The sequence below is a fragment of the Streptomyces sp. NPDC034086 genome (assembly GCF_055575515.1).
In genome coordinates this window covers 1-25,696 of sequence record NZ_JBVISM010000019.1, presented here as the reverse complement: position 1 = coordinate 25,696, position 25,696 = coordinate 1, and the positions used below count along the sequence as shown (strand labels likewise).

Annotated in this window: 20 protein-coding genes; 9 read left to right on the top strand and 11 right to left on the bottom strand. The window is 73.5% G+C overall.

Annotation, left to right across the window (positions count from 1 at the left end):
• Positions 1-28 precede the first annotated feature (28 nt).
• Positions 29-424 (top strand): nuclear transport factor 2 family protein, encoded by a 396-nt coding sequence (locus ACZ514_RS28940; RefSeq protein ID WP_468171411.1) that lies wholly within the window; start codon positions 29-31, stop codon positions 422-424.
• Positions 425-646: 222 nt separating this feature from the next.
• Here ACZ514_RS28940 and ACZ514_RS28935 read toward each other — a convergent pair whose 3' ends face one another.
• Positions 647-982, bottom strand: a complete 336-nt coding sequence (locus tag ACZ514_RS28935; protein WP_469126058.1) for an antibiotic biosynthesis monooxygenase family protein — start codon at positions 980-982, stop codon at positions 647-649.
• Between the two features lie 118 nt (positions 983-1,100).
• Here ACZ514_RS28935 and ACZ514_RS28930 point away from each other — a divergent pair, with 118 nt between their 5' ends.
• Positions 1,101-3,188 carry a phosphatase PAP2 family protein gene (locus tag ACZ514_RS28930; RefSeq protein ID WP_469126057.1) on the top strand — a complete coding sequence of 696 codons (2,088 nt, stop codon included), beginning with the start codon at positions 1,101-1,103 and terminating at the stop codon, positions 3,186-3,188.
• 141 nt (positions 3,189-3,329) lie between these two features.
• On the opposite strand, the gene ACZ514_RS28925 is transcribed toward ACZ514_RS28930, so the two are convergent.
• Positions 3,330-4,574 (bottom strand): cytochrome P450, encoded by a 1,245-nt coding sequence (locus tag ACZ514_RS28925; protein ID WP_468171405.1) that lies wholly within the window; start codon positions 4,572-4,574, stop codon positions 3,330-3,332.
• 266 nt (positions 4,575-4,840) lie between these two features.
• On the opposite strand from ACZ514_RS28925, the gene ACZ514_RS28920 reads away from it, so the two are divergent.
• Positions 4,841-6,010, top strand: a complete 1,170-nt coding sequence (locus ACZ514_RS28920; RefSeq protein ID WP_469126056.1) for a steroid 3-ketoacyl-CoA thiolase — start codon at positions 4,841-4,843, stop codon at positions 6,008-6,010.
• A gap of 93 nt (positions 6,011-6,103) precedes the next feature.
• On the opposite strand, the gene ACZ514_RS28915 is transcribed toward ACZ514_RS28920, so the two are convergent.
• Together ACZ514_RS28915 and ACZ514_RS28910 are read right to left on the bottom strand one after the other, a co-directional pair.
• Complete coding sequence (locus ACZ514_RS28915) at positions 6,104-7,984, bottom strand: hypothetical protein (protein ID WP_469126055.1); 1,881 nt, start codon at positions 7,982-7,984, stop codon at positions 6,104-6,106.
• Complete coding sequence (locus ACZ514_RS28910; RefSeq protein WP_469126054.1) at positions 7,981-9,540, bottom strand: M48 family metalloprotease; 1,560 nt, start codon at positions 9,538-9,540, stop codon at positions 7,981-7,983. The genes ACZ514_RS28915 and ACZ514_RS28910 overlap by 4 nt, the downstream gene beginning before the upstream one ends.
• Before the next feature lie 381 nt (positions 9,541-9,921).
• On the opposite strand from ACZ514_RS28910, the gene ACZ514_RS28905 reads away from it, so the two are divergent.
• The 4 genes from ACZ514_RS28905 to ACZ514_RS28890 are packed head-to-tail and all read left to right on the top strand — an operon-like array spanning position 9,922 to position 15,443.
• Positions 9,922-12,726, top strand: coding sequence for an ATP-binding protein (locus ACZ514_RS28905; protein WP_469126053.1), 2,805 nt, complete (start codon positions 9,922-9,924; stop codon positions 12,724-12,726).
• Positions 12,723-14,522, top strand: coding sequence for a DNA polymerase III subunit gamma/tau domain-containing protein (locus ACZ514_RS28900; protein ID WP_469126052.1), 1,800 nt, complete (start codon positions 12,723-12,725; stop codon positions 14,520-14,522). Before ACZ514_RS28905 ends, ACZ514_RS28900 begins: the two co-directional genes overlap by 4 nt.
• Positions 14,515-14,835: a hypothetical protein gene (locus ACZ514_RS28895; protein WP_468171393.1), complete on the top strand. Its 321-nt coding sequence runs from the start codon at positions 14,515-14,517 to the stop codon at positions 14,833-14,835. The genes ACZ514_RS28900 and ACZ514_RS28895 overlap by 8 nt, the downstream gene beginning before the upstream one ends.
• Before the next feature lie 41 nt (positions 14,836-14,876).
• Positions 14,877-15,443, top strand: coding sequence for an exonuclease (locus ACZ514_RS28890; RefSeq protein WP_468171390.1), 567 nt, complete (start codon positions 14,877-14,879; stop codon positions 15,441-15,443).
• Positions 15,444-15,575: 132 nt separating this feature from the next.
• Here ACZ514_RS28890 and ACZ514_RS28885 read toward each other — a convergent pair whose 3' ends face one another.
• From ACZ514_RS28885 to ACZ514_RS28855, 7 genes are all read right to left on the bottom strand, one after another.
• Positions 15,576-15,980, bottom strand: a complete 405-nt coding sequence (locus ACZ514_RS28885) for an aggregation-promoting factor C-terminal-like domain-containing protein (protein ID WP_469126051.1) — start codon at positions 15,978-15,980, stop codon at positions 15,576-15,578.
• A gap of 299 nt (positions 15,981-16,279) precedes the next feature.
• Positions 16,280-17,179 carry an ECF transporter S component gene (locus ACZ514_RS28880; RefSeq protein WP_469126050.1) on the bottom strand — a complete coding sequence of 300 codons (900 nt, stop codon included), beginning with the start codon at positions 17,177-17,179 and terminating at the stop codon, positions 16,280-16,282.
• Positions 17,176-19,071: an ABC transporter ATP-binding protein gene (locus tag ACZ514_RS28875; protein ID WP_469126049.1), complete on the bottom strand. Its 1,896-nt coding sequence runs from the start codon at positions 19,069-19,071 to the stop codon at positions 17,176-17,178. The genes ACZ514_RS28880 and ACZ514_RS28875 overlap by 4 nt, the downstream gene beginning before the upstream one ends.
• Complete coding sequence (locus ACZ514_RS28870) at positions 19,068-20,303, bottom strand: energy-coupling factor transporter transmembrane component T family protein (RefSeq protein ID WP_469126048.1); 1,236 nt, start codon at positions 20,301-20,303, stop codon at positions 19,068-19,070. The genes ACZ514_RS28875 and ACZ514_RS28870 overlap by 4 nt, the downstream gene beginning before the upstream one ends.
• Positions 20,300-21,007: an SCO2322 family protein gene (locus tag ACZ514_RS28865; protein WP_468171375.1), complete on the bottom strand. Its 708-nt coding sequence runs from the start codon at positions 21,005-21,007 to the stop codon at positions 20,300-20,302. The genes ACZ514_RS28870 and ACZ514_RS28865 overlap by 4 nt, the downstream gene beginning before the upstream one ends.
• Entirely contained in the window at positions 21,004-22,248 is a 1,245-nt protein-coding gene (locus tag ACZ514_RS28860; RefSeq protein ID WP_469126047.1) for a prenyltransferase/squalene oxidase repeat-containing protein, read from the bottom strand. Before ACZ514_RS28860 ends, ACZ514_RS28865 begins: the two co-directional genes overlap by 4 nt.
• A gap of 312 nt (positions 22,249-22,560) precedes the next feature.
• A complete protein-coding gene (locus ACZ514_RS28855; protein ID WP_469126046.1) occupies positions 22,561-23,634 on the bottom strand; it encodes an MBL fold metallo-hydrolase in 1,074 nt (357 codons plus the stop codon).
• Between the two features lie 245 nt (positions 23,635-23,879).
• On the opposite strand from ACZ514_RS28855, the gene ACZ514_RS28850 reads away from it, so the two are divergent.
• Both ACZ514_RS28850 and ACZ514_RS28845 read left to right on the top strand, forming a co-directional pair.
• Entirely contained in the window at positions 23,880-25,331 is a 1,452-nt protein-coding gene (locus ACZ514_RS28850; RefSeq protein ID WP_469126045.1) for an aldehyde dehydrogenase, read from the top strand.
• Entirely contained in the window at positions 25,331-25,564 is a 234-nt protein-coding gene (locus ACZ514_RS28845; RefSeq protein WP_468171363.1) for a ferredoxin, read from the top strand. Before ACZ514_RS28850 ends, ACZ514_RS28845 begins: the two co-directional genes overlap by 1 nt.
• Positions 25,565-25,696: the final 132 nt, after the last annotated feature.

Below are 25,696 nucleotides of genomic sequence, written 5' to 3'. Positions count from 1 at the left end.
AATCGCACAAGTGGAGGGTTGAACCGTCATGTCGGAGCATCCGGACTGTGCCCTGATCCGCCGCGGCTACGAGGCTTTCGGCAAGGGCGACATGGAGACCCTGGGCACGCTGATGACGGCGGACGTCATCCACCACGTGCCCGGCAACAACGTGCTCTCCGGGCACCACAAGGGCCGGGAAGCCGTCCTCGAGCTCTACCGCCGCTTCGGCGAGGAGACCAACGGAACCCTCCGGGTCCGCCTGGAGAACGTCATGGTGGACGGCCGGGGCCACGCGATGTCCGTGCACGTCGCCCAGGGCGACCGCGGCGACCGGGGCATCGAGATCCACGAAGGGCTGTTCTTCACCATCGTCGGCGGCAAGATCACCGACATCGACCAGTGCACCCAGGACATCGACGAATCCGACGCCTTCTGGAGCTGACCGGGCAGAGGCGCCGCCCGGCGCGGGGCCGGAGGTCCGGCCCCACCGGGCCGGACCGGAGGGGCCGGGGGCCGGGGGCCGGGGGAGCGGGGAAGCCGACCTGACACCCCACGCGCCCAGGCCCGGCCCGCAGCGGCCCCCGACCAACGCGCCCCGGCCCGCAGCGGCCCCGACCAACGCGCCCGTGCCCGAGGCGCCGGCCGACGCGCGCCCCGACGGCCGTCAGGCCTGCTTGGGCGCCGCCTGCTGCACCACTTCGAACGACCACACCTGCGATCCGGAAGCCGCCGGCTTCGGCCGCTCACCGCCGGCCCCGCCCGCGCCCCCACCCTGGTGCGCCGCCTTCATCGGACCCTCCATCCACGCCTGGAAGTCCTCCTCCGACCGCCACCGGGTGTAGACGAGGTACTGGTCCGTCCCCTCGATCGGCCGCAGCAGCTCGAACCATTCGAACCCGTCCGAACCCTCCACGGCGCCCGCCCGCGAGGCGAACCGCTGCTCCAGCAGCTCCCGCTGCTCGTCCGGGACGGTCAGCGCGTTGATCTTCACGATGCTCATGGCCGCCATCCTAGGGATCCCGCCCGGGATATCGTCGTCCAGGTAATGAAACGGGGCACGACGCGCGGCAGCCAGGCGAAGTCACCGTGGCGGTCGACAGGGCGGAGGGCGGCGGGGCGTGGCTGACGTGGCGGAGCGGGGCGGTGCCGGCGGGCATGCCGGGGTCATAGGCGGTAACGGCCGGCCGGGGGCGCTGCGGATCCTGCTGTGGGCGTTCGCCGCCGTACTCGGCGTCAGACAGGCCGCCGCGGTGCTGAGCGTGCCGCCGGGCGAGTGGCTCGGCGGCTTCCAGTTCCCCGGCTCGCTCTACGACGCCGGGCAGTTCGCGGGCACCCCCTTCGCCGGGCTCGTCCTCAAGCCGCTGGCCGCCCTCGCCACGCCCTCCGTGGAGGTGGCCTGGACCTGCGTGACGGTGCTCCTCGTCGCCGCGACCGGCCTCGTCGCCGCGCGGGCGCTCCCCGCCTCCGGCCCCGCCCCCGCCCATGCCCCCGCCCCCGCCCATGCCCCCGCCCCCGACGATGCCTCCGCTCCCGCCCCCGGCCCCGGCCCCCTGGCCCGGCGCGCCGCGCTGCCGGCCGCGCCCGTGCTCGTCGCGCTGCTGCTGGTCTCCCTCCCCGTCCGCGAAGCCGCCCTGCCCGGGCGGACCGCCGTGCTGCCCGTGCTGCTGGTGCTCCTCGCCGTCTTCCGGGTCCCCGCGGGACGGCCCGCCGGCTTCCTCGCCGGTCTCGCCGCCGCCCTCCAGCCGGCCCTGCTGCTCTTCGTCCCGCTGCTGTGGCTCATCGGCCGCCGCCCGGCCGCCAGGGCCGCCGCCGCGACCTTCGCCGGGGCCACCGCCCTGTCCTGGGCCTCGCTGCCGCGCGACTCGTGGACGTACTGGGTCGAGCACCTCGCCGGCACCGGTCTCGGCGGCGCCCCCGACGGCCTCGCCAACCAGTCCCTGCACGGCGCCCTCCTGCGCCTCGGCCTCAGCGGCCCCGGCGAGGTCGCGCTCTGCCTCGCCCTCGCCGCCGCCGTCGCCTGGACCGGCCTGCGCCGTGCGGTCCGCTACGCCGGCGACGGCCAGCTGCTGCTCGCCGTCGCCGTCACCGGCTGCGTCGCCGTCGCCGTGTCCCCGGCCGGCTGGCGCCACCAGCTGCTCTGGGTGCTCCTCGCCGTCGCCGGCAAGGTGGGCAGGCGGGCGGCCGACCGCCCGGTGTGGCCCGTCGCCGTCGTGCTGGCCATGACCCTGCCGAGCGCCGTACTGCTGCCCAACCTGGCCGCGCTCGCCCCCGTACGCGACAACGTGCCGCTCCTCGCGGCCCTGGCGGCGGCCTGCGCCGTGCCGTTCCTGCCGCGTTCCTCCCCGTACTGGCGCGATCCGGTGCCCACCGTCTACGGGCGGCCCGCCGACGCGCGCTGGTCCCGCGTCCCGCTGCTGCCGTTCTGGCGGCGGGTCGCCTCGCGCCCCAACCTGCTGCTGGAACTCCTGCTGATACGGGTCGGCTACTCGGTCTACTCGCACATCCGCGCCGCCGCCCCCGCGAGCCGCTCCGTCGCCGAGGACAACGCCGGCCGGATCCACGGGATCGAGCGGGCGCTCGGCATCGACATCGAGTACGCCGTCAACCAGGCGGTGGTGAACACGCGCTGGCCGGAGGCCTTCTTCAACTTCTACTACACCTCCTTCCACTTCGTGGTCCCCCTCGGCATCCTCGCCGTCCTGTACTGGCGCAGCCCCGGTGACTACCGCTGGGCGCGCGCCTCGCTCGGGCTGGCCACCGTCCTGGCGCTGGCGGGTTTCTGGCTGTACCCGCTCGCGCCGCCGCGCCTCATGCCCGGCCTCGGTTTCGTCGACACGGTGCACGGGGTGCAGGACCTGGCGAACCCGTCGTACGGGGCGATGACCGCGATCTCCAACCAGTACGCCGCGATGCCCTCGCTGCACTTCGGCTGGTCCCTGTGGTGCGGGGCCGTGGTCGTGGTCCTCGCGCGCCGGCGGTGGCAGAAGCTGCTCGGCGTCCTCCACCCACTGATCACGGTGTGCGCGATCGTCGCCACCGCCAACCACTGGGTGCTCGACGCGGTCGGCGGCGCGGCCGTCGTCGCGGCCGGGTTCGGGCTGGTCCACGTGCTGTCCGGGCCGCGCGGGCTGAAGGCGCCCCTTCCCGTGCAGCGCCGGACCGCCGGGGATCCGGTGCGCGCCCCGGCCGCGTCGGGCCGGGCGTAGCGGCGGCGACGGGGGCCGGTGCCGCCGCCCGGGCCGGTCACCGGGCCGGCGGACGGCAGGGGCCGGGGCGTGGGTGGTGCGGCCCCCGCCGTCCTGGTTCATCGCGGGCCGGCGCGCACCGGCCGGGGCGCCGGCGGTCCGTCATCCCGCCCGGACCCGCAGCTCCTTGATGCCGTTGAGCCAGGCCGCGCGCAGCCGCCGCGGGCCGTCCGAGGCGGGCCGGAGGTCGGGCAGGGCGTCGGCCAGGGCGTTGAAGATCAGGTCGATCTCCAGGATGGCCAGGGACTTGCCGAGGCAGAAGTGCGGGCCCCCGCCGCCGAAGCCGAGGTGCGGGTTGGGGTCGCGGGTGACGTCGAAGACGTCCGGGTCGTCGAAGACCTCGGGGTCGTGGTTGGCGGAGGAGTAGAACAGGCCCACCCGGTCACCGGCCTTGATCTTCTGGCCGCCCAGCTCGGTGTCCCGGGTGGCGGTGCGCTGGAAGGACACCACGGGGGTGGCCCAGCGCACGATCTCCTCCGCGGCGGTGGACGGCCGGGCCGCCTTGTACAGCTCCCACTGTTCGGGGTGGGTGAGGAAGGCGTGCATGCCGTGGCTGATGGCGTTGCGCGTGGTCTCGTTGCCCGCGACCGCCAGCAGCAGGACGAAGAGCCCGAACTCGTCGGAGCGCAGGTTGCCCTCGCCCTCGGCCGCCACCAGCTGCGTGACGATGTCCTTGGCCGGGCATTCCTTGCGCTCGGCGGCCAGGTTCATCGCGTAGCCGATCAGTTCCACGGCCGCGTGGGAGCCGGCCTCCTCGGTGATCGCGTACTCGGGGTCGTCGTACGCGATCATCTTGTTCGACCAGTCGAAGATCCGGGAGCGGTCCTCCTGCGGTACGCCGATCAGTTCGGCGATGGCCTGGAGCGGGAGTTCGCACGCCACCTGCGTGACGAAGTCGAAGGAGCCGTCCGCCGAGGCCTCCCGCGCCTCCTCCACGATCTTCCGGGCCCGGTCGCGCAGGGCCCGTTCCAGGCCCCGGATGGCGCGGGGGGTGAACCCCCGCTGCACGATCTGGCGTACGCGGGTGTGCTCCGGCGGATCCATGTTCAGCATGATCAGGCGCTGGGCATCTATCTGTTCGCGCTGGATGTGCTCGTTGAAGCGGATGATCGCGGTGTTGGTGGTGGAGGAGAACAGCTCGGGGTGCGTGGAGACGTACTTGACGTCCGCGTGCCGGGTCACGGCCCAGTAGCCCTCGTCGTCGAACCCCGTGACGCCCCGTCGCTGCGCGCACCACCACACGGGCGCGGTCTGCCGCAGCTGCGCGAACTCCGGGAGGGGGACGCGGTCCTGGAGGATGTCGGGGTCGGTGGCGTCGAAGCCTTCGGGCAGCGCGGGACAGGGCATCGGGCGACTCCAAAGTCTGACGAATGTCTGACGGCCCATCAGAATCTGGCTCGAAGGTAGTAACGAGTTCTAGAAGCCACAAGGGCTCCCGCGGCAACTGTTGCGTGTGGAATCCGTGGAAGGCGCGTGCAAGACCCTTGCGTGCCGGGGGCCGGGGTCATAAGACTGCGGGGAGAACTAGAACGCGTACTAGTTCGCGCGGGGCAGTCGCCGGGACGGGCCCGCCACGCCGGCGCTGTGCAGAGAGTGCAGGAGAGGACGAGCTCATGGCCGCGGAACCCGTCATCGTCGAAGCCGTACGCACCCCCATCGGGAAACGCGGGGGATCCCTGGCCAACCTCCATCCCGCCTACCTGCTCGGTGAGACCTACCGCGAGCTCCTGGCGCGTACCGGAATCCAGCCCGACTGCGTCGAACAGATCGTCGGCGGCACCGTCACCCACGCCGGCGAGCAGTCCATGAACCCCGCCCGCAACGCCTGGCTCGCCATGGGCCTGCCGTACGAGACCGCCGCGACCACCGTGGACTGCCAGTGCGGCAGCTCCCAGCAGGCCAACCACATGGTCGCCAACATGGTCTCCGGCGGGGTCATCGACATCGGCATCGCCTGCGGGGTCGAGGCCATGAGCCGGGTCCCGCTGGGCTCCGGTTCCAAGCACGGGCCCGGCAAGCCCTTCCCGGACGAGTGGAACGTCGACCTCCCGAACCAGTTCGAGGCCGCCGAGCGGATCGCCCGCCGCCGGGGCCTGACCCGCGAGGACGTCGACCGGCTCGGGGTGCTCTCGCAGGAGCGGGCCGCCACCGCCTGGGCGGAGGAGCGCTTCAAGCGGGAGACGTTCGCCGTCCAGGTGCCGACGACCGAGGAGGAACAGGCCGCCGGCCAGGGCATGTGGCGGCTGGTCGACCGGGACGAGGGCCTGCGCGACACCAGCATGGAGGGCCTCGCCCGGCTCAAGCCGGTCATGCCGACGGCCGTGCACACCGCCGGGAACTCCTCCCAGATATCCGACGGCGCCGCGGCCGTGATGTGGGCGTCGCGCAAGATGGCCCGCGCGCTCAAGCTCAAGCCGCGCGCCCGGATCGTCGCCCAGGCACTGGTCGGCGCGGACCCGCACTTCCACCTGGACGGCCCGATCGACGCGACCCGGGCCGTCCTGGGCAAGGCGGGGATGTCCCTCAAGGACATCGACCTCGTCGAGATCAACGAGGCCTTCGCCTCCGTCGTCCTCAGCTGGGCCCAGGTCTTCGGCCAGGACCTGGAGAAGGTCAACGTCAACGGCGGCGGCATCGCGCTCGGCCACCCCGTCGGCGCCACCGGCGCGCGGCTGATCACCACCGCGCTGCACGAGCTGGAGCGGCGCGACAGGGAATTCGCGCTGATCACCATGTGCGCGGGAGGCGCGCTGGCGACGGGCACGATCATCCAGCGCCTCTGACGGCGCTCACCGGACCCGTGGGATGGGATGCGAAGGCCCCGGCGGCCGGACCTGGGGAGGCCGGCCACCGGGGCCCTCGTATGCCCGCCGCCGCTACGCCGTGTACGGCAGCGGCTGCGTGCTCACCCGGTCGAGCAGGACGACGTTCGGGTTGCAGTCCACCGGGTGGACAGCCACCGACCCGTCCGGCCTCCGCTCCACGAGCAGCAGGCTGAACTCGGCGAGCGCCTGGAGCCGGGTCGGCTCGACCGCGTACTCGTAGACGCGCTGCCGGCCGTGCGCGAGGCTGGTGCTCTGGCTGTCGCCGCTCGTGTGCGTCGTGGACTCGTTGGTCGAGTACGTCCGGCTGGTCGACGTACCAGTGGTCTCGCTGTAGCTGCCGCCGGAGCTGCTGGTGCTGCTCGTCGCGAACGGGTTGGAACCGCCCTGGTAGGTGTCGGAGCTCCCCCAGTTCGACCCCCGCGTCACCGACTCGCTGTACGTGGTGCCCACGCTCACCGAGGACCCGATCGTCTTGGCCACGGAGGTGCTGACCGTCGTCCCCTCGGTGTCCGTCAGCGAGTGCAGGACGAAGGAGTGGTGGCGGCCCAGGAAGTCCGCCGCGACCCCGGCCTCCTGGTGGTTGCCCAGCTTCATGAAGCCGACCGTGCCACCGCCGATCACCTCCTGCGCCCCCTCGCGCAGATGCGGGTGCAGGACGGTGAGCTGCGCACCGCGCCGCTCGCAGACACTGGCCAGCTGCTCCAGGTACCGCCGCTGGAGCCCCCGCTCGCCCAGCGCGACCACCACGGACGGCGCCGCCTCGGGGAAGGACGCCAGGCGCCGGGTCACACTCTGCACCGCCAGGTCGGCCAGCAGCTCCGTACTGGCGGAGCCGGTGGTGAAGTCCAGCGCGATACAGGTGAGATAACCCGGGCCGCGCCCGCAGCGCTCCGCGCCCAGCCGCTCCAGCGGATGGAGGAAGGACGCGAGCCGCAGCAGGCTGTCCCGCATCTGGTCCTTGTTCTTGTCACCCAGCAGCTCGTCCGCGATGCGGTTGCGCTCCGCCCGGGTGAGGACCTCGGTGTCGTCGAGCTCGCCCATCAGGGCCCGCAGACCCGCCCCCAGCCGGGCCGGGGTGACCTCCGTCCCCAGGACCGCGCACAGCTGCTGGAGGATCCTCGTGTCCAGCGCCCGCCCGGCCCGGTTGCCCTCGGCCTCTTCCGCGTACACCGCCTCCACGAGGGCGTCGACCAGCTCCTGCGCGGTGAGACCGGTCACGATGCCGCTCTCGGCCATCCGGCTCGGCAGCAGCTGCACGTCGACGGCGACACCGGCGAGCCCGGCGACGGCGCACAGCTCCTCGCAGACGAGGGCCTGCGTCAGGTCGACCACGATCAACGGCCGCTGCTGGAGGGTCGACGTGCCGAAGACGGTCAGGAACCCCTCGCGGCTGCGCTGGCTGCCCCCGAAGATGTCCAGCCGCCGCATGCCCGGCCCCGCGGGGAGCGCGCCCCACGCGTCGAGGCCGTTGATCCACTGGTCCTGGGCCGCTGTGTGCTGGAGGGCCCGCTGCTGCCAGGAGTGCCAGGCGTACTGGAAGTGCTGCTCCAGCTCCGCGCTCTTGGCCTCCAACTCCGCCGCGGCCTTCGCGGCCAACTGCCCGGCGTGGACGACCAGGGCCGCGGTCGCCGCCGCCGCGATCACGGCCAGTACCACCATGAGGGCGCCGCCGACCGTCGTCAGGACCAGGAGCAGCAGCGCTATCCCGCCACCGATCTTGACCGTGGAACTCTTGCGGTCCTCGTGCCTCAGCCGCGCGGCCTGCGCCCGGTTCTGGTACGCCACGGGTGCGGGTGGCCGCTGGGGCTCGGGCTCGGAGAAGAGGCTGCGCAGCGATTCCGGGTCGCGGTAGGTCCAGCCGAGCCGCTGGCCGGGCTCGAACAGGCGCAGACAGCGGGTTGCCGCCTGGGCCTCGGTGTTCTGCACGCTCATGAGGGCAGGCCTCCGGTCGGTGCGGCGGGTCCGTCCGCCGCGGTGACGAACGGATCCAGCGCGCGAACGCGCTGGTGCATCGGCGGGTGCGTGGCCATCAGCCGGGTCAGCAGTCCCTGCTGGAGGCGACGGTCGTCGGCACCGCCGTTCGCATCGTTCTGCAGGCTTGTGAACGAGGCGTGCAGCTGGGGTCCGTACCCGATCTCCGCGGCGAACCGGTCGGCGCGCAGCTCACCGCGGCGCCCCGCCCAGGCGAGGAGGAACGGGATGGCGAGCAGGGCCAGCGCCGGGGGGAAGGTGACGGCGAAGGTGACGGCGAGAGCGAGCATGATCAGGGCGAGGATCCCCGCGAAGCAGGACGTGCCCTCGGCCACCACGAAGAGGATCCCCCGCATGATGAGCTTCACGATGCCCATCACGAACCGGGCCGGGAAGGCGTACCAGATACCGAGCAGACCCGCCCAGGCGTGACCGCCGACGTGGTGCCCCAGCTCGTGCGCGAGGACGGCTGCGAGCCTCTCCTCCGGGAGTTGGTCCAGTGACCGGCGCGTCACACTGACGATGTGGCCTGCGGCGGCGAAAGCGTTGATCTCGTTGCTGTCCTCGACCCACAGGTCATAGCGCGAGCCGTCGATGCCCGCGTGCCCGGTGACCTCGTCCCAAATCGGACGGAGCCGGGCCATTTCGGCTGCCGTGGGTTCGCGGACCTTGAACATCAGACGGGCGAGGGCCCGCTCGGTCGGACGGTGGAACATCAGTGCGCCAGACGCGAGCCAGGCGATGACGAAGACGATGTCCAGCCCGGGCGGGAGCAGCTGGGAGAGCAGCCAGATGACCACGAAGCTGCCCAGGAACAGGGGGAGGTGGAGCAGCAGCGTGGTGATGGACGACGCGTCCGCCCCGCGACGTATGGGCGGCGGCGCGCCCGGGTCGTACGGGGCCGGCTGCGCGGGGTCGTACGCCGCGACCTGCCCGGGGCCGTATGCGGTGGTTGGCTGCGCCGGGCCGTAGGCGGGGGCCGGCTGGTGCGCTGGTACGGGAGCCCCGGCGGGCACCGGCGCGGCCTGCCCGGGCCCGGGCTTCGCGAGCGTGGGCGGCGCGGCCGGGGGCGGCGTCACCGGGGCCGGGAGGTTGCCCGGAGCCTGGAAGCCCGGGGCGGGAGGCGGCGTCGCGAAGGTGCCGGGCGCGTACTGCGCGGGCTGCGGCTGCTGCGGGGGCTGCTGCTGGGGCTGGGGTGGCTGCGGCGGCGCCGGCGGCGGGGTCGGCGCGTAGGGGCCCGGGGCCGCGTACGGCTGCGGAGGCGGGGCGGCGGGGTGGCCCGGGGCGGCGGCCGCCTGGGCCGGTGGCGCCAGGTGGAAACTGCCGGTCGCTCCGGCCGGTGGCGCGAGGTGGAAGCTGCCCGTGACGGCCGCCGGCGGGGCGGGAGGCGCCGCCTGCGGCGGGACCGGCGGGGTGCCCGGGTACGGGTGGCCCTGCTGCGGGAAGCCGGGGCCGGCCGGCGGGGCCGTCTGCTGCCCGGGGCCCGGGGGCTGCTGCCCGTGCGGCTGGGGCGGCACCGGCCGCGGTGCGCTCGGGGCGGTGAATTCGCTTTCATCCGGGGGGAGATGAAGTTGTCTGGGATCGACTGGTTGGTTCACGGAAGTCCCCCTGTGGATACCTGACGCCGTGCACGGTGCTTTCGTACGGCGTTGAAATGAAGACAGTTGACCAAATGCCTCCGGTAGGTGCCACATGGGACAGCCGGTGATCCGACCCGCTACCGGACCCGCCGAAGCGGAGAATCATTCATCGACCTGTAGTCGGGTCATGCTGCATCACACATGCCCCGAGGTCCAATTCACTTCCGGTCAACACCCTTCCCGACTGCCGGGGGTTGGAGCTGACTTCGAGCGACTCTAGGATGCTGGCGACGAGTTCGAACGATTGAAGGCGGGGCTGTGTCGACCACGCTGCGCGAAACCGCGGGCGAGGCATGGCACCGCCTCCTCGCACTGCCCACGTACGCCCTGACCGAGGTCCCCCGGCAACGCCCCGACGCCAACCGGCCGGCCGGCCCCGACGACGAACTGCGCGCCCACCGCTTCGCCGCGCTGGTCTCCGCCTCCCACTCCCGCCGCCCCTCCGATCCTGGCGGGGGCGGCATCCTCCTCGGCTGGTCGCGCCCGTCGGCCACCCACCCCCTCGACGTGTTCCTGGGCGGTACCGCGCTGGCCGGCGGCGACGACCCCTCCGACCCGGGCACGGCCCTGCTCCGCCTCCCGGCCGGGGCGCGGGCGCGGCGGCACGCCCCGGGGGCCGTCGTCGGCTCCCTGGCACAGTTCCCGCACTGGACCGCCATCGCCGGAGTCGCGGACGGACTGCTCGTCGACGACGAACCCCGGCAGGCGGGAGCGTCAGGCCTGCGCCCCACGCTCGAGGACTGCCTGCTCGGCGTCTGGCAGGAGGCCTTCGCCTGGCTGCTGCTGGCCGACCCGGTGCCGCCGCAGGAGCTCGACGAGCTGACCGGCGAGGCAGCGGACCGGCAGCGCCGGGCACAGTCCAAGGCGGCCGGCTCGCCCGAGTACGCCCTGGAAGCCGGCCGGCTGGAGCGCCGGCACAAGGAACTGGCCAAGGCTTCGGCCACCGGGCTGTGGCGCATACGCCTCCTGGCCGGCGGCCGCACCCCCGACGAGGCCCAGAGAGTGGCGGCCCTGGTCTGCGCGTCGGCGGACCTCGAAGGGCTCCCGTACGCGCTCCGGCCCACCGGATGGGCCGGCGACTTCCCCACCGTCGTCACAGCCGGACTCGAGACCGACCCGGCCCAGTACACGGGCTACCCCTTCGTCGGCAGCTCGGAACTGCTCGCGGCCCTGGCCCGCCCCCCGGCCCAGGAGATACCCGGCGTCCGCTTCGCCCTGCGCCCCGAGTTCGACGTCACCCCCGAGAACCGGGCCTCCTCGCTCCAGCCGGGCGCCGCGGGCCCGATCCGGCTTGGCACGATCCTGGACCGCAACCGTGGCCCGGTGGGCGCCCTGGACCTGCCGCGCTCGACGCTCAACCGGCACACCTTCGTGTGCGGGGCCACGGGCGGCGGCAAGTCCCAGACCGTACGCGGTCTGCTCGAAGCGGCAACGCGGGAGCGGCTGCCGTGGCTGGTCGTCGAGCCGGCCAAGGCGGAGTACCGGTTCATGTCCGCGCGGCTGGGCGACGAACACGAGGTCATCGTGATCAAGCCCGGAGACCGCGACGCCCTCCCGGCGGGCCTCAACCCCCTGGAGCCCTCCGTCTTCGCCGACGGGGAACGCTTCCCCCTCCAGACCCACCTGGACATGGTCCGGGCCCTCTTCCTCGCCTCCTTCGACCCGCAGGAGCCGTTCCCACAGGTCCTGAGCGCCGCCCTGACCCGCTGCTACGAGGACCTGGGCTGGGACCTCACCCTCGGCGAACCCCGCTCCGCCGGGACCGAGCCGCGCTACCCGACGCTGGAGGACCTGGAGCACACGGCGCTGCGGATCGTCGCGGAGATCGGCTACGGCAAGGAGATCACCGACAACGTCCAGGGCTTCATCAAGATCAGGCTCGCCAGCCTCCGCCTCGGCACCACCGGCCGGTTCCTCGAGGGCGGCCACCCCATCGATTTCGGCCAGCTCCTCCAGCGGAACGTCGTTTTCGAGATCGAGGACGTCGGAGACGACAAGGACAAGGCGTTCCTGATGGGGACCATCCTCATCCGTCTCATCGAATACCTCCGGATGGAACAGCGCACCACCCGCCGGATCGCCTTTCCCCTGCGCCACATCACCGTCTTCGAGGAGGCCCACCGACTCCTCCGGCGTTCGGAGGAAGGCGGGGCGAGCGCCCACGCCGTCGAGATGTTCGCGGGACTCCTGGCCGAAATCCGCGCGTACGGCGAGGGATTGGTGATTGCCGACCAGATTCCGAGCAAACTCGTCCCCGACGTCATCAAGAACACGGCCGCCAAGGTCGTCCACCGTCTCCCGGCCCAGGACGACCGCGAGGCCGTCGGCGCCACGATGAACATCACCGAGGCCCAGTCGGAGTACCTGGTCACCCTCAAGCCGGGCGAGGCGGCGGTCTTCACCGACGGGATGGACTACCCCCTGCTGGTCCGCATGGAGGACGGCACCGCGCGCGAGGACGCGTCCGCCATCCGGCCGGCCTCCCCGGCCCCGATGGTCACGGCCCGCAGCCGGGCCTGCGGCGCGGACTGCGCGGCGGCCCCCTGCACGCTCCGCCAGCTGCGCACGGCGCAACGCCTGACCGAACAGGACGAGCTGCGCATCACCCTCTGGGCCGAGATGGCCGTGGCCTCCCACCTGCTGGGCTGGGTCACCCCCCTGCCGGGGGAGGCGATGCGCCGCGATCTGGCCCCGTACTGGACGTCGGACCGGCGCCTGGTGGAGTGCGCCATCGGCCAGGCCGTCGACCGCGCCGTCCACAGCCGCGTGGGCGCCCCGCAGGCCCCGGAGGCCCTGGCCGGGCACGTCGCGGAGACGATGCGCGCCCAACTCGACGGCGACGACCCCTGCCCGGTCGCCGAACCGCAGTGGAAGGCCCGCAAGGGAACGAAGACGCGCCAGTACTACCACGGCCGCCACACCCCGTCCGTACTGGAGCAGATCGTCGGCTGCGCGGACCCGTCGGACGACTGGTCCCAGCGCTTCGCCCGCGCCCTCACCGTCTTCACACGCCGACCGCGCAAGCCGGTTCCGGCCGCAACGTCCACGGGGGACAAGGCATGAGCGAGCTCGACACGACGGCCACCACCGGGCCCGACACCCCGACACCGCCTCCGCCGCTGGAGCAGCCGGAACCGGTCGGGGAACCGAAGGAGGCCCCGGAGCCCAAGGGCGGCGAGACCCCCGACACCGGGACGAAGGGGGACGCCGCCGACCCGGAGGAGCCGGAAGCCCCGGACGAGGCAGGGGAGGCGGATACGGAGCCGACGGAGGAGGGCGACCCGGCCGAGCCCGGGGACCCCACCGAACCGGCGGCCCCCGAGGCCTCGACCGCCTCCGAAGGTGAGTCCGAGACAGAGGCCGACGAAGTTGACCCTGCCGAGCCCGAGCAAGCGGCGGACCCGGACCGGCCCACGGAACCGACCGACCCGGAGCAGCCGGCGGACCCGGACCGGCCCGGCGAGCCTGAGAACCCGGCCGAGCCCGAGCAAGCGGCGGACCCGGACGAGCCCGAGGGCCGGAAACCGCCGGAGCCACTGGAGAACGGGGAAGGAACCGAGGCAGAGGAAGAGCCCGACGATTCCATCGACCAGGACAGCACGGAGGAACACGGCGACGCAGACGCCCCTGAGGAGCCGACGGAGCCGCGCGACTCCACAGAGGAGGAGCCTCCCGAGTCCCCTGAGCCGACCGATCTCGAGGCATCCGAGACGTCCGAGGCGTCCGCCGAGGACGCCGGCGTCCCTGAGTCTCCAGAAGACCCGGACGCCGAACTCCCCGAGCTGGAGCTGGAACTCAAGCCCTACCGCGACTCCGTCCCGCACTCGGTCCTGTACACGGCATCACTCGGTACCGAGAAGCAGCCCGAGGCGCCCAGCAAGGCGCCCGAGCTGCCGCGCCAAGGGGAAGAACAAGGCGAAGAGGCAGACGTGGAGACTTCGTCGGATGACGAGGTCGAGTCGGCGACCCCGCAGGAGTTCGAGGCGTTCGAAGAACCGGAGCCCTCCGACGCTGCTGATGGTCCTGTGGACCCCTTGGACGCCCGGAAGCAGGAGGCGCTTGCCAACGGGCTGATTGACGAGGCCGGACGCGTGCCCGTCGAGGAACTCGAATCCGGCGACCGGGTGCGTGGCTGGCCGTGTGACGACACCGGATACGAGATTCGGGACGAGGACTTGCAGTTCCTCGGTCTGGACGAGAAGCAGGTCGAGGCATGGCAGCGGTTCGAGGCACCGCTGGGGATGAGCCCGGAACAGTTCAAGGAGTTCAAGAGCACCCTGAACGACGCCCTCGCGGCGGACGGAATCGATCCGGAGCAGGTGGACATCCGGCTGCAGGGATCGTCGGCGCAGTTCTTCTCCGGATCGCACAAAGACTTCCCGTCGGAAAGTGATCTCGCCGACCAGCCCGAGGCACAGAACAAGCTGGTGGAGTGGATGGGGGACCGGCCGGAGTCCGAACGCCCCGCCCGGATACCTTTCGACGCCAAGCACCTGCTGGGGGTCGAAGACGGCAACGGTGAGGCCGAGCCGCCCAGTGACTATGACGTCCAGATCTCGTCCAGCGACATGGTCGACAAGGCGCGGGATACCTGGGAGGCCTCGGATCCCGCTACGCGCAAGCCTGACGTGATCCACCCGAAGTACGACTTTGTGGACAAGAAGACGGTCGAGAAGGCGTTCCCCGCACTCGACGAGTGGAAAGATCACTGGGAGCAGGAGACCGGTCGCGAGGTGGCTCCTGCCTTGTTCACCTCGGACGGTCCGCCGGACAGGACCGGTGTGGGCACGGGGATCTCGACGCATTTCCGTGAAACCGATTGGATCATCAACCGTCCTGGAGGCGATGTAGATGCATGACCAGCTGCAGATCCGGATGAAGGGCGAGCTCGACGCGGATCGGCTCTCCAGCTTCCGGCGCGCGGTGGGACTCACTCCGCGTGGTCGTCTCGATGACGACTGGGATGAGGAGTTCGGACGGCGGGAGCTGCGCACTGCCGAGCAGGGCAGGGTCAAGGTGTCTTTGTGGCGCTACGCGAATGACGACTGGATGGTCTCGCTCGACTACGCGCGTGATCCCCTGCCGGCCGAGGAGACGGAGGCGCTCCGGCAGGTGATCCTGGACGCCGCGGCGCGGGCCGGGCTGACTGTTACCGCCCAGGTTTCCTCCTGAGGACCCGGAGGGCGAGAAGCATGTCAGGAGCAGAGTTCTACGTGTCCGCCGACGTGGAGGCCGACGGCCCGGTGCCCGGGCCGTTCTCGATGTCGAGCTTCGGTCTGGCGGTCGCGGGCATCCGTGACGGGTCCGGGTTCCGGGCTGTCGATCCGGCCGAGCGGACGTTCTACGCCGAGCTGAAGCCGATCAGCGATGTTTACGACCCGGAGGCCCTGGCGGTTGGAGGCCTGGACCGCGAGCTGCTGGTGCGTGAGGGTCAGGATCCGGCGCAGGCCATGAACGCCGCCGTGGACTGGCTGGCAGCCATGTCCGAGGAGTTGGGCGCTTCCCCGGTGTTCGTGGCGTACCCGCTGGGTTATGACTGGATGTGGATGTACTGGTACTTCGTCCAGTTCGCCGCGCAAGGCTCGCCGTTCGGGCATTCTCGCTGCCTGGACCTCAAGACGCTGTACGCGGCCAAGGCCGCCGTGCCGGTCGGTGAGGCGGCGAAGCGGTCGATGCCGAGCCATCTGCTGTCGACCCGCCCCCACACGCACAACGCCCTGGATGACGCCATCGAGCAGGGTGAGCTATTCCAGAACCTGATGCGCTGGCACGGCGCTTAGGGCCGACGCTATGTCGTCGACCCGCGAGACGCTGAAGCACCGGGAGGCCGGCGAGCGCGGGGGTGACGACGCGAAGACGCCCGCCGGGGTGTCCCGGGCGGGCGTCTTCGTGTGGGTTTGCGCAGCGTCGGTTTAGTACCAGTGGTTGGCCTGCCAGAAGTTCCAGGCGCCGACCGGGCTGCCGTAGCGGTCGTTCATGTAGTCCAGGCCCCACTTGATCTGGGTGGCCGGGTTGGTCTTCCAGTCCGAGCCGGCGGAGGACATCTTCGAGGCCGGGAGGGCCTGGACGAGGCCGTAGGCGCCGGAGGAGGCGTTCGTCGCGGTGTGGTCCCAGCCGCTCTCGTGGGTGACGATCTTGTCGAAGGCCGCGAACTGCGCCGGGTCCTTGATCATCTGCTGGGCGATCGCCTTGGCGCTCGTCGGGGCGGCCTGCGCGGGGACGGCGGCGAGCATCGAGCCCGCGACGCCCAGGGCGAGGACACTGCCGGCGAGGGTCTTCTTCGAAGCGGCGATGCGGCGGATGACGGCGTTGGACACGGAGGAAACCTTCCGACGGGAACAGGGACGGTCGCGGGGCGTGCCGGAGCACGCGTGAGCCACTCACACGAAGGAGAGGGGATCGTCCCGGCGGGGGGCGGTGCGCCCCGGCCGCCTCGGCGACAACACCAGTTAGCCAGGCCCCGGGCGGGCTGGCAACGCCCCCCTGCTCCTAGCCGGCATAGGGGAAGGGCTTGGGGGGCGGGGTCCGGAGGGGTGTTTGTGGTGGTGGGGGACGGGTGGGGGAGGGGGTGGGGTACTAGGGCGGGTCGGATGTGACCTGGGTCCTGTGGGGCGCCTCACCGGCGGGGCGGCCGGATGTCACCGTATGTGGCGGTTTGTGTCCTTCGGGGGGCGTGGTCCGGGCCACTTCCGGGCCCCGAATCGAAGGAAACGGGCGCGTCGAACGCCGCTTTCCGCGTCGCCCGGCGCAGGGCCCTGAGCAGCGTGCCGCCGAGGGTGAGGGTCAGGACGACGGTGAGGGCGGCTCGGCCCAGGTCCCAGCCCAGTGAGGTCGCCAGGCAGTACGCGAGGAAGCGCGCCAGGTTCTGCGGCACCGGGTCGCCGGGGTGGAAGGAGATGCCCTGGCCCATGCCCTGGAGCAGGACCCAGCCCTGGAGGTTCATGACCGTGCCGTACGCGAACGAGCCCAGGAACCCGTACGCGGCGAGCATCGCGAGCTCGGCCCGCCCCCGGATCCTCTCCGGCCCGGGCAGCAGCCCGGCGCCCAGGGAGAACCAGCCCAGCGCCAGCATCTGGAACGGCATCCACGGTCCGACCCCGCCCGTCAGCAGGGCGGACGCGAACATCGTCACGGAGCCGAGGACGAAGCCGAAGCCCGGCCCGAGGACCCGGCCGCTGAGCACCATCAGGAAGAACATGGGCTCCAGCCCGGCCGTGCCCGCGCCCAGCGGCCGCAGCGCCGCGCCCACGGCGGCGAGCACCCCGAGCATCGCGACGGCCTTGGAGTCCATGCCGCCGTCGGCGAGGGTCGCGATGACGACGGCCACCAGGAGGGGGAGCAGTGCGGCGAAGAGCCACGGGGCGTCCTGCGAGTGCGCCAGACCGGACTGGCGGTCGGCGAGCAGGGGCCAGCCGAAGGCGGCGATGCCGATGGAGGTGACCAGGAGCAGGGCCGCGGCGGCACGGGGGCCGATGCGGACGGGCCGGGCGGGACGGACGGGACGGGCGGGGCTCATCGGGAATCCCCGAGGGCGGCGGCGACCTGGAACACGGTGAGCCAGTGGCCCGGGGCCAGGACCTTGGCCACCTGCGGGGCGAAAGCCGGGGAGGACACCACGACCTCGGCCGTCGGGCCGTCCGCGACGACCTCGCCGCCCGCGAGGATCACCACCCGGTGGGCCAGCTCGGCCGCCAGTTCCACGTCGTGCGTGGCGAGGACGATGGCGTGGCCGTCGGCGGCGAGGCCGCGCAGCGTCTCCACCAGACGGGCCTTGGCGGCGTAGTCCAGGCCGCGGGTGGGTTCGTCGAGGAGGAGCAGGGCGGGCCGGCCGGTCAGCACCAGCGCCAGGGCCAGCGTCAGCCGCTGCCCCTCGGACAGGTCCCGGGGGTGGGTGTCGTCCGGTACGCCGGGCAGCAGGGCGGTGACCAGGGCCCGGCAGGTCCCGGGCGCGGCCCCGGCGTCGGCGTCGGCCGCGGCGCACTCGGCGGCGACGGTGTCGGCGTAGAGCAGGTCGCGGGGTTCCTGCGGGACGAGGCCGACGCGGCGGACCATCTCCGGCGGCGGGGTGCGGTGCGGGGTGAGACCGCCGACGGTCACCTGGCCGGCGGACGGGGCGAGGGTGCCGGTGAGGGCGGCGAGGAGGGTGGACTTGCCGGCGCCGTTGCGGCCCATGAGGGCGACGGTCTCGCCGGGGGCCACCCGGAGGGTGATGTCGTGGAGCACCTCCGCGCGGCCGCGGCGGACGGCTAGACCCGTGGCGAGGGCGGCGGCGGTGGTGTCGTCCGGCGGGCCGGCCGGGGCCCCGGCGCCCGGCCCGCGGCGCGCGAGCCGGGCCAGCCGGCCGAGGAGGCCGGTGCCGGTGGCGCCACCGGAGGCACCGGCGCCACCGGCGGGTACGACGGGACCCCGGGACGCGGCGACGACGACCGCGCCGGCCGGGGACGGGGGCTGCGACGGGGCCTCGGCTGCCGGCGCGGGCGCGGGCGGGGACGCGGGCGCGGGCGGGGACGCGGACGCGGGCTCGGATGCGGAGGTGCCCCCGCCCCGGCCCGCGGACGGGCGCGGCGGCTCCCCCGCCGCGCATGCCGTCGCGGACGACAGGCGGGCGATGAGCGGAGCGGCACGGCGGCGGGCGTCACGGACGGAGAGGGGGAGCGGGCTCCAGCCGGCCAGGCGGCCCAGGGAGACCACCGGGGGGTGCACCGGGGAGACGGCCATGACCTCCGCCGGGGAGCCCAGGACCGGGGCCGCGCCGGGGGACGGGAGGAGGAGGACGCGGTCGGCGTACTGGACCACCCGCTCCAGGCGGTGCTCCGCCATCAGCACCGTCGTGCCCAGGTCGTGCACCAGCCGCTGGAGCACCGCGAGGACCTCCTCGGCCGCCGCCGGGTCGAGCGCCGACGTCGGCTCGTCCAGCACCAGCACGCGCGGGTGCGTCGTGAGGACGGAGCCGATCGCCACCCGCTGCTGCTGACCGCCCGACAGGGAGGCGATCGGACGGTCGCGCAGCTCGTTCAGGCCGAGCAGGTCGAGCGTCTCCTCCACCCGGCGGCGCATCACCGGAGGCCGCAGGCCCAGCGACTCCATCCCGTACGCCAGCTCGTCCTCCACCACGTCCGTCACGAAATGGGCGAGCGGATCCTGCCCCACCGTGCCCACCACGTCCGCCAGCTCGCGCGGCATGTGCGTACGGGTGTCCCGGCCCGCGACCGTCACCCGCCCGCGCAGCGTGCCGCCGGTGAAGTGCGGGACCAGCCCCGACACCGCCCCCAGCAGCGTCGACTTGCCGACCCCCGACGGGCCGACCAGCAGCGTCAGCTCACCCTCCGGGAGCGTGAAGTCCGCGTCCCGGAGGGAGGGCTGCGCGGCGCCGTCGTACGTCACCGACACCTGCTCGAAGCGGATCAACGGGAAGACTCCTCGGGAGGTACGGGGGCCACGAAGGCCGGGAGCAGACCGATCAGGATCGCCGCCGCCGGCCACAGCGGCAGGCCGGGCGCGACCAGCGGGACCACGCCAGGCCGCAGCTCCTCCGGATCCAGCGAGCCGGCGCGGATCAGCAGGGCCGCGACGGCCGCGCCGGAGCCGGCGACCAGCCAGGCCCGCGCCCCCCACCGGTCGGGCCGGTACCGGGTGCGGACGCTGCGCCGCCCGCCGAGCCGCAGCCCGGCGAGGGCCAGCACGAGGCCGATGCCGAGGACGGGCAGCCCGAACGCGGCGCCCTCCGCCGCGAGCAGCCCGTACGTACCGGCGCACATGCCGAGCAGCCCGCCGAGGGTGAGGGCATTGGTGGTGTGCCGCACGGCCGGCGCGACCCGCGCGGTACGCCCGTACCCGCGCGCGTCCATCGACGCGGCGACCGCCACCGAGCGCTCCAGCGCCCCCTCCAGCACCGGCAGCCCGATCTGCAGGACCGCCTTCACCCCGCCGGTGGTACGCCCGCGCAGCCGGCGGGCGGTCCGCAGCCGGGCCACGTCGGCGACCATGTTCGGCGCGAAGGTCATGGCGACGACCACCGCCACCCCGGCCTCGTACAGCGCGGCCGGCAGCGACTTCAGCAGCCGGGCCGGGTTGGCGAGCGCGTTCGCGGCACCGACACAGATCAGCAGGGTGGCCAGCTTCGCGCCGTCGTAGAAGGCGAAGGCCAGCTGCTCGGCGGTGACCCGGCCGCCGAACCGGATGCCCTGCGCCCAGTCGGGCAGCGCGATCCCGGGCAGGGTGAAGAGGGTGTGCGAGCCCGGGACCGGGGAGCCCAGCAGCACGGAGAAGACCAGCCGGAGCCCGATGACGAAGAGGCCGAGCCTGAGGAAGGCCCCGTAGGACCGCGCCCACGGCGCCTGCGTCCGGCGCGCCGCGACCACGTACCCGGCGACACCGACGATCAGCCCGAGCAGCAGCGGATTGGTGGTCCGGGAGGCGGCGGTCGCGAGCCCGAGCGCCCACAGCCACCAGGCCCCCGCGTGCAGGGCGTTCCCGCGCCGCGCCTCGGGGGCCCGCCAGCGCCGTTCACTCGCCGGCGCCGTTCCCTTCCGTACGCCTCCGTACGCCGGCCCGTGCGGGGGGCCGGTCCGCCCGGCCGCACCCCGCCGGGCCGGGGGTGCGGCGGCACGTGCCCCGCCGTGGGTGGGGCGCCCCGTCATCGCTTGCGGCGGCGGGACTGCCAGACGGTGGCGGAGCCGAGGGCGAGCAGCGCCGCGATGCCCAGGAACAGCCCCGCCGAGGGGCCGGAGGAGCCGCCGTCCGAGGAGGCCGACGGTGCCGGTGCGGAGGCCGGAGGCTTCGGCTCCGCGTCGGGGATCGGCTCGCCGCAGCCCGTCCTCGGGTAGCCGGAGATCCCGCAGAGGAGGGCCGCGCCGTTGTAGCGCAGCGGCTTCGCCACCTCCGCCAGGGCCTCGGCCGCCGTGGCCGCGGGCGCCAGCTGTGCGCAGGCGGTGCGCGGGGCGTCCTGCGGCACGCCCTCGCCGTCCGGGGCGTCCCCGGGCACGCCGAAGTCGATGACCAGCGCCACCCGCTTCCTGCCGTCCACCGGGGCGGTACCGCCGCAGACGGCCTGGAAGTCGGCGCCGGCGCGCGGCCGGGCCGCCTCGGCGGCGGCGTCCTTGCTGACCGCGAAGCGGAAGCCGAGCGTGGCGCCGTCCGCGGGACGGGCCGTCGAGGGGCCCTGGGTGGCGTACGTCCAGCGGCCGTCCGCGCCGTCCCAGAACGACCAGTAGCGGTAGCTCGCCGCCAGGGCGGGCGCGGCCGCCACCAGGGTCAGGGCCAGGCCCAGTGCTCCGAGGAGGCCGAGGGTTCCCGCGAGCGCACCGGCCCGGGTGGCCCGCGTACGCGTACGGCCGCGGGTCACGGCTGGTTCTTCTTGCGGCGGCCGCTCAGCAGGATGCCGATGCCCATGCCGGCCGCGGCGCCCGCGCCGACGATCCACCAGACGTTCCCGCTGCCGGAGCCGGGCTGCTCCTCGCCCTCCACCGTCTGCGGTTCGGTGTCGGCGACGGCCTCCGGGGCCGGACCGGTGGCGTTCAGCGCCGCCACCAGGTCGACGCCGCCGAAGGCCTTCGGGTCGGTGCCCGTCGCGTGGGCCGTCAGGACCAGGGTGGCCAGCGCCGCCGGGTTGCGGTTGGCCCAGGCGGTGGAGTTCTTCTGGAGCCACTCCAGGGCGCCCGCCGCCGCCTGCCGGTGCCCGGCCGCGGCCAGGGCGATCACCGCGTCGGCGGTGTTGCCGGTGTCGGCGGCCGGCTGGTCGGCGCCCGGGGTGACGGCCGTCAGGTGGCCGTCCTTCTTCAGGGCCTCGGCGAGGTAGCCGGCCGCGCCCCGGGCCGCGCCCGCCGGGTCGGCGGAGCCGGCCGGGCAGGCCAGTGCGGCGGCCGGGGTGTCCGTGGCGGCCGGGTCGACGACCATGCCCTTGCCGAGCCCCGCCAGCGCGGCCGCGGCGGTGGCGTCGGCGTTCGCGGCGAGCTTGCCGTCGGCCGGCTGGTACCCGAAGGCACCCCGGTCGGAGGCCGGCTCCGCGGAACAGCCCAGCTGGAAGGAGAGCAGCCCGTCGTACGCCGACTTGCCCGCCTTCGACTTCACCTCGGCCGGCTTGTCGCCCGCCACGGCCAGCGCGCTGATCACGAGGGAGGTGGAGCTGCCCTCGCTGGGGGAGCCGGGGACGTAGGCCCAGCCGCCGTCCTCGTTCTGCACCGACTTCAGCCAGTCCGTGGCCTTCTTGACCTCGGCGTCCTTGCCACCGAGGGCCTTCAGGGCCTGCACGGCCACCGCCGTCGCGTTGGTGTCGTACATCGTCTTGTCGTCGCACGGCACGGCCGCGCGGTAGGAGGCGAAACCGCCGCTCGGGCACTGCTGGGAGACGAGGAACTCCACCGCCTGCCCCGCGGGCTTCACACCGGCCGTCCGCTGGGCGAGCAGGGCCAGCGACTGCCGCCACACCCCGTCGTACGTCGGGTCCGCCTTGCCGAACAGGCCGGCCGGCAGGGCCGGGGAGGCGGCGGGGGAGGGCGGCGGCGTGTCGGCGAGGGCGGCGGGAGCGGCGCCCGCGCAGAGCACGGCGGATGCGGCGAGCGCGGCGGCGCTGCGGCGGACGTTCATGGCGGGGAGGGTGCCTCTCGTACGGGGGGCGGGAGACAGGCACGCGCAGGCACCGGGCTCCGGCTCCGTTTACCTCGACGGTGCCGGCCGCCGGAGGACCCGGCGGCACGAGCCGCGCACCTCCGGTACGGGGCATTCCGGCTGCCGTCCCGCGTGCTGCGGGCCGGGTCACGGTTGCGGGTCAGCGCCGGATTCGCACCGGCTTCCCCCCGTACGGAAGTGTGGACGACGGGCTCACTCTACCGGCCCGTAACGCGCGGGCCCGGTGGCCCGGGTGCCCGCGGGCGGTCCCCCGACCGGTCGTGCGGCGGCCTACAGCGCCCGGTACGCCACCGGGTCCGTGCCCGGGACCGCCTCCGCCCGGCCCTGCTTCACCAGCCGCCGCAGATGCGCCTCCGCTTCCGACACGGCGATGTTCCGGGAGCCGTACGGAATCTGCTCCCAGGGCCGGTTCCACTCCATCCGCTCCGCGAGCAGCCAGGGGGTCAGGGGCTCGGCCAGCAGCCGCCACAGCCCGGTCAGCCGTTCCTCGTGGTGCTCCAGCAGCTCCCGTACGCGGGCCGGCGCGTCGGTGAAGGCGTACTGGTGGGCCGGGAGCACCTCGGAGGGAGCCAGGCGGCCGACGCGTTCGAGGGAGTCCAGGTAGTCGCCGAGGGGATCGGTGACACCGGTGTCGCCCGGGGCCTCGTACAGGCCGATGTGCGGGGAGATCCCGGGCAGCAGGTGGTCACCGGAGAACAGCCGGCCGCTCCCGGGGAGGCCGGCGGGGTGGGCCTCCTCCAGGTGCAGGCAGACGTGGCCGGGGGTGTGCCCCGGGGTCCAGACCGCACGCAGCCGCCGCCCGGCGAGGGGCAGCAGCTCGCCGGGGACGATCTCCCGGTCGGGCACGGCGGCGCTCAGCCCGGGCAGCGTGCGGACGCGCCCCTCGGCCCGGGCCGTGCGGAGGGGCGCGAGGTGCTCCTCGGGGGCCCCGGCGGCGGCCAGCTTCTCGCTCATGTAGTCGAACCAGACGGCGGGCTCGGAGGAGCGGGTCCGTACGACGACCTCGGCATCGGCGGCGTGCATGGCGATCCACGCCCCCGAAGCCTCCCGGACGCGGCCGGACAGGCCGTGGTGGTCGGGGTGGTGGTGGGTGATGACGACGCCGTGGACGTCGGCGACGGCGGTACCGAGCGCGGCCAGCCCGGCGGTGAGGGTGTCCCAGGAGGCGGGGTCGTCCCAGCCGGTGTCGATCAGGACGGGCCCGCGGTCGGTGTCGAGGACGTGGACGAGGGTGTGGCCGAGGGGGTTGTCGGGGATCGGCACCCTGATGGCACGGACACCGCCGCCGTGATCGGTGAGGTGGGGGGTGGGGTGAGGTGGGAGTTGGGGAGTGGTTTCCGTCATGAGGGCTCTCCCTGGGGACTCTGGGCGACGGCCGGGCTGGAGCGCGTGAGCGAGAACGTGTTGCAGTAGTAGCCCAAGTCGACCATCCGGGAGGCTTCCTGGCCAGCCGTGAGGTGGCGCCGCGCAGTTGCCGCCGTTGCCGTCCCTGCCGCCGCTGCCGTCCTGGCCGTGGACTCCTCGAACTAGAACTGGTATCAGTTCTGCGACATCGGTGAGATCGTGCGCAGCTCCTGGAGGCATCGGACATGACCGAGCTCGTGGAACACGGCCAACTGTTCATCGGCGGGGAATGGACGGATCCGCTGGGCACCGGCACCATCCGCGTCGTCTCCCCCCACACCGAGCAGGTCATCGGCAGCGTCCCGCACGCCTCCGAGGCCGATGTGGACCGGGCCGTCACCGCCGCCCGCAAGGCCTTCGACGAAGGCCCCTGGCCCCGCCTGTCACTCGAGGAGCGGACCGCCGTCGTCTCCCGGATCAAGGACGCCATCGCCGTCCGGCACGAGGAGATCGCCCGCTCCATCAGCTCCCAGAACGGCTCCCCGTACTCCTGGAGCGTCCTCGCCCAGGCGCTCGGCGCCATGATGGTCTACGACTCCGCCATCAAGGTCGCCGCCGACTACCCCTACGAGGAGCGCCGTCAGGGCGCGCTCGGCCCGATCCTCGTACGCCGCGAACCGGTCGGGGTCGTCGCCGCCGTCATCCCGTGGAACGTCCCGCAGTTCGTGGCCGCGGCGAAGCTCGCGCCGGCGCTGCTCACCGGCTCCTCGGTCATCCTCAAGCCGTCCCCCGAAGCCCCCCTGGACTCCTTCATCCTGGCCGACATCGCACGGGAGGCCGGGCTGCCGGAGGGGGTGCTGTCGGTGCTGCCCGCCGACCGGGAAGTCAGCGAGTACCTGGTGGGGCACCCCGGCGTGGACAAGGTCGCCTTCACCGGCTCCGTCGCCGCCGGCAAGCGGGTCATGGAGGTCGCCGCCCGCAACCTGACCCGGGTCACCCTCGAGCTGGGCGGCAAGTCCGCAGCCGTGATCCTGCCGGACGCCGACCTGGAGAGCACCATCGCCGGGATCGTCCCGGCGGCCTGGATGAACAACGGCCAGGCCTGCGTCGCCCAGACCCGCGTCCTCGCTCCGCGCAGCCGCTACGCGGAGGTCGCCGAAGCCCTCGCCGCTGCGGCGGGCGGCCTGGTCGTCGGCGACCCCCTCGACCCGGCGACGCAGCTCGGACCGCTCGTCGCCGAGCGCCAGCGGCGGCGCTCGCTGGACTACATCCGGATCGGCCAGGAGGAGGGCGCGAAGGTCCTGGCGGGCGGCGGCCGCCCGGCGGGCCTGGAACGCGGCTGGTACGTGGAACCGACCCTCTTCGGCGACGTCGACAACTCGATGCGGATCGCCCGCGAGGAGATCTTCGGCCCCGTCGTGTGCCTGATCCCGTACGGGGACGAGGAGGAGGCCGTACGGATCGCCAACGACTCGGAGTTCGGCCTCAGCGGCAGTGTCTGGACGGCCGACGTGGAACACGGCGTCGACCTCGCGCGGCGCGTGCGCACCGGCACCTTCAACGTGAACACCTTCAGCCTGGACATGCTGGGACCGTTCGGCGGCTACAAGAGCAGCGGCGTCGGGCGCGAGTTCGGCCCGGAGGGCCTGAGCGAGTACCTGGAGCACAAGATGATCCACCTCCCGGCGGGTGCCTGATGGGGGACCGCTGGCAGGTCGAGGTCGACCGGGGGGTCTGCATCGGCTCGGGCATGTGCGTGAACCACGCCCCCGACGCCTTCACCCTCGACTCGGCCCGCCAGTCCCACCCCCGCTCCCCGGAAACGGACGCGAACGAGCCGACGCTGACGGCCGCCGAGGGCTGCCCGGTGGAGGCGATCCTCATCACCCTGTCCCCGTCGGGCGAGGCGGTGTTCCCGCCGGAGGAGTGAGGGGGCGGGGGGCCGTGCGGAGTGGGGCGGGGGTGGGGGCGGTAGCCCCTCGGGCGGTGTCACAGTCGGTTTGGGGGTTTCCCGTCAGTCCCATCGTCCTTCCGTGTCGGGCCGGTCCCTCAAGGGCGCTCC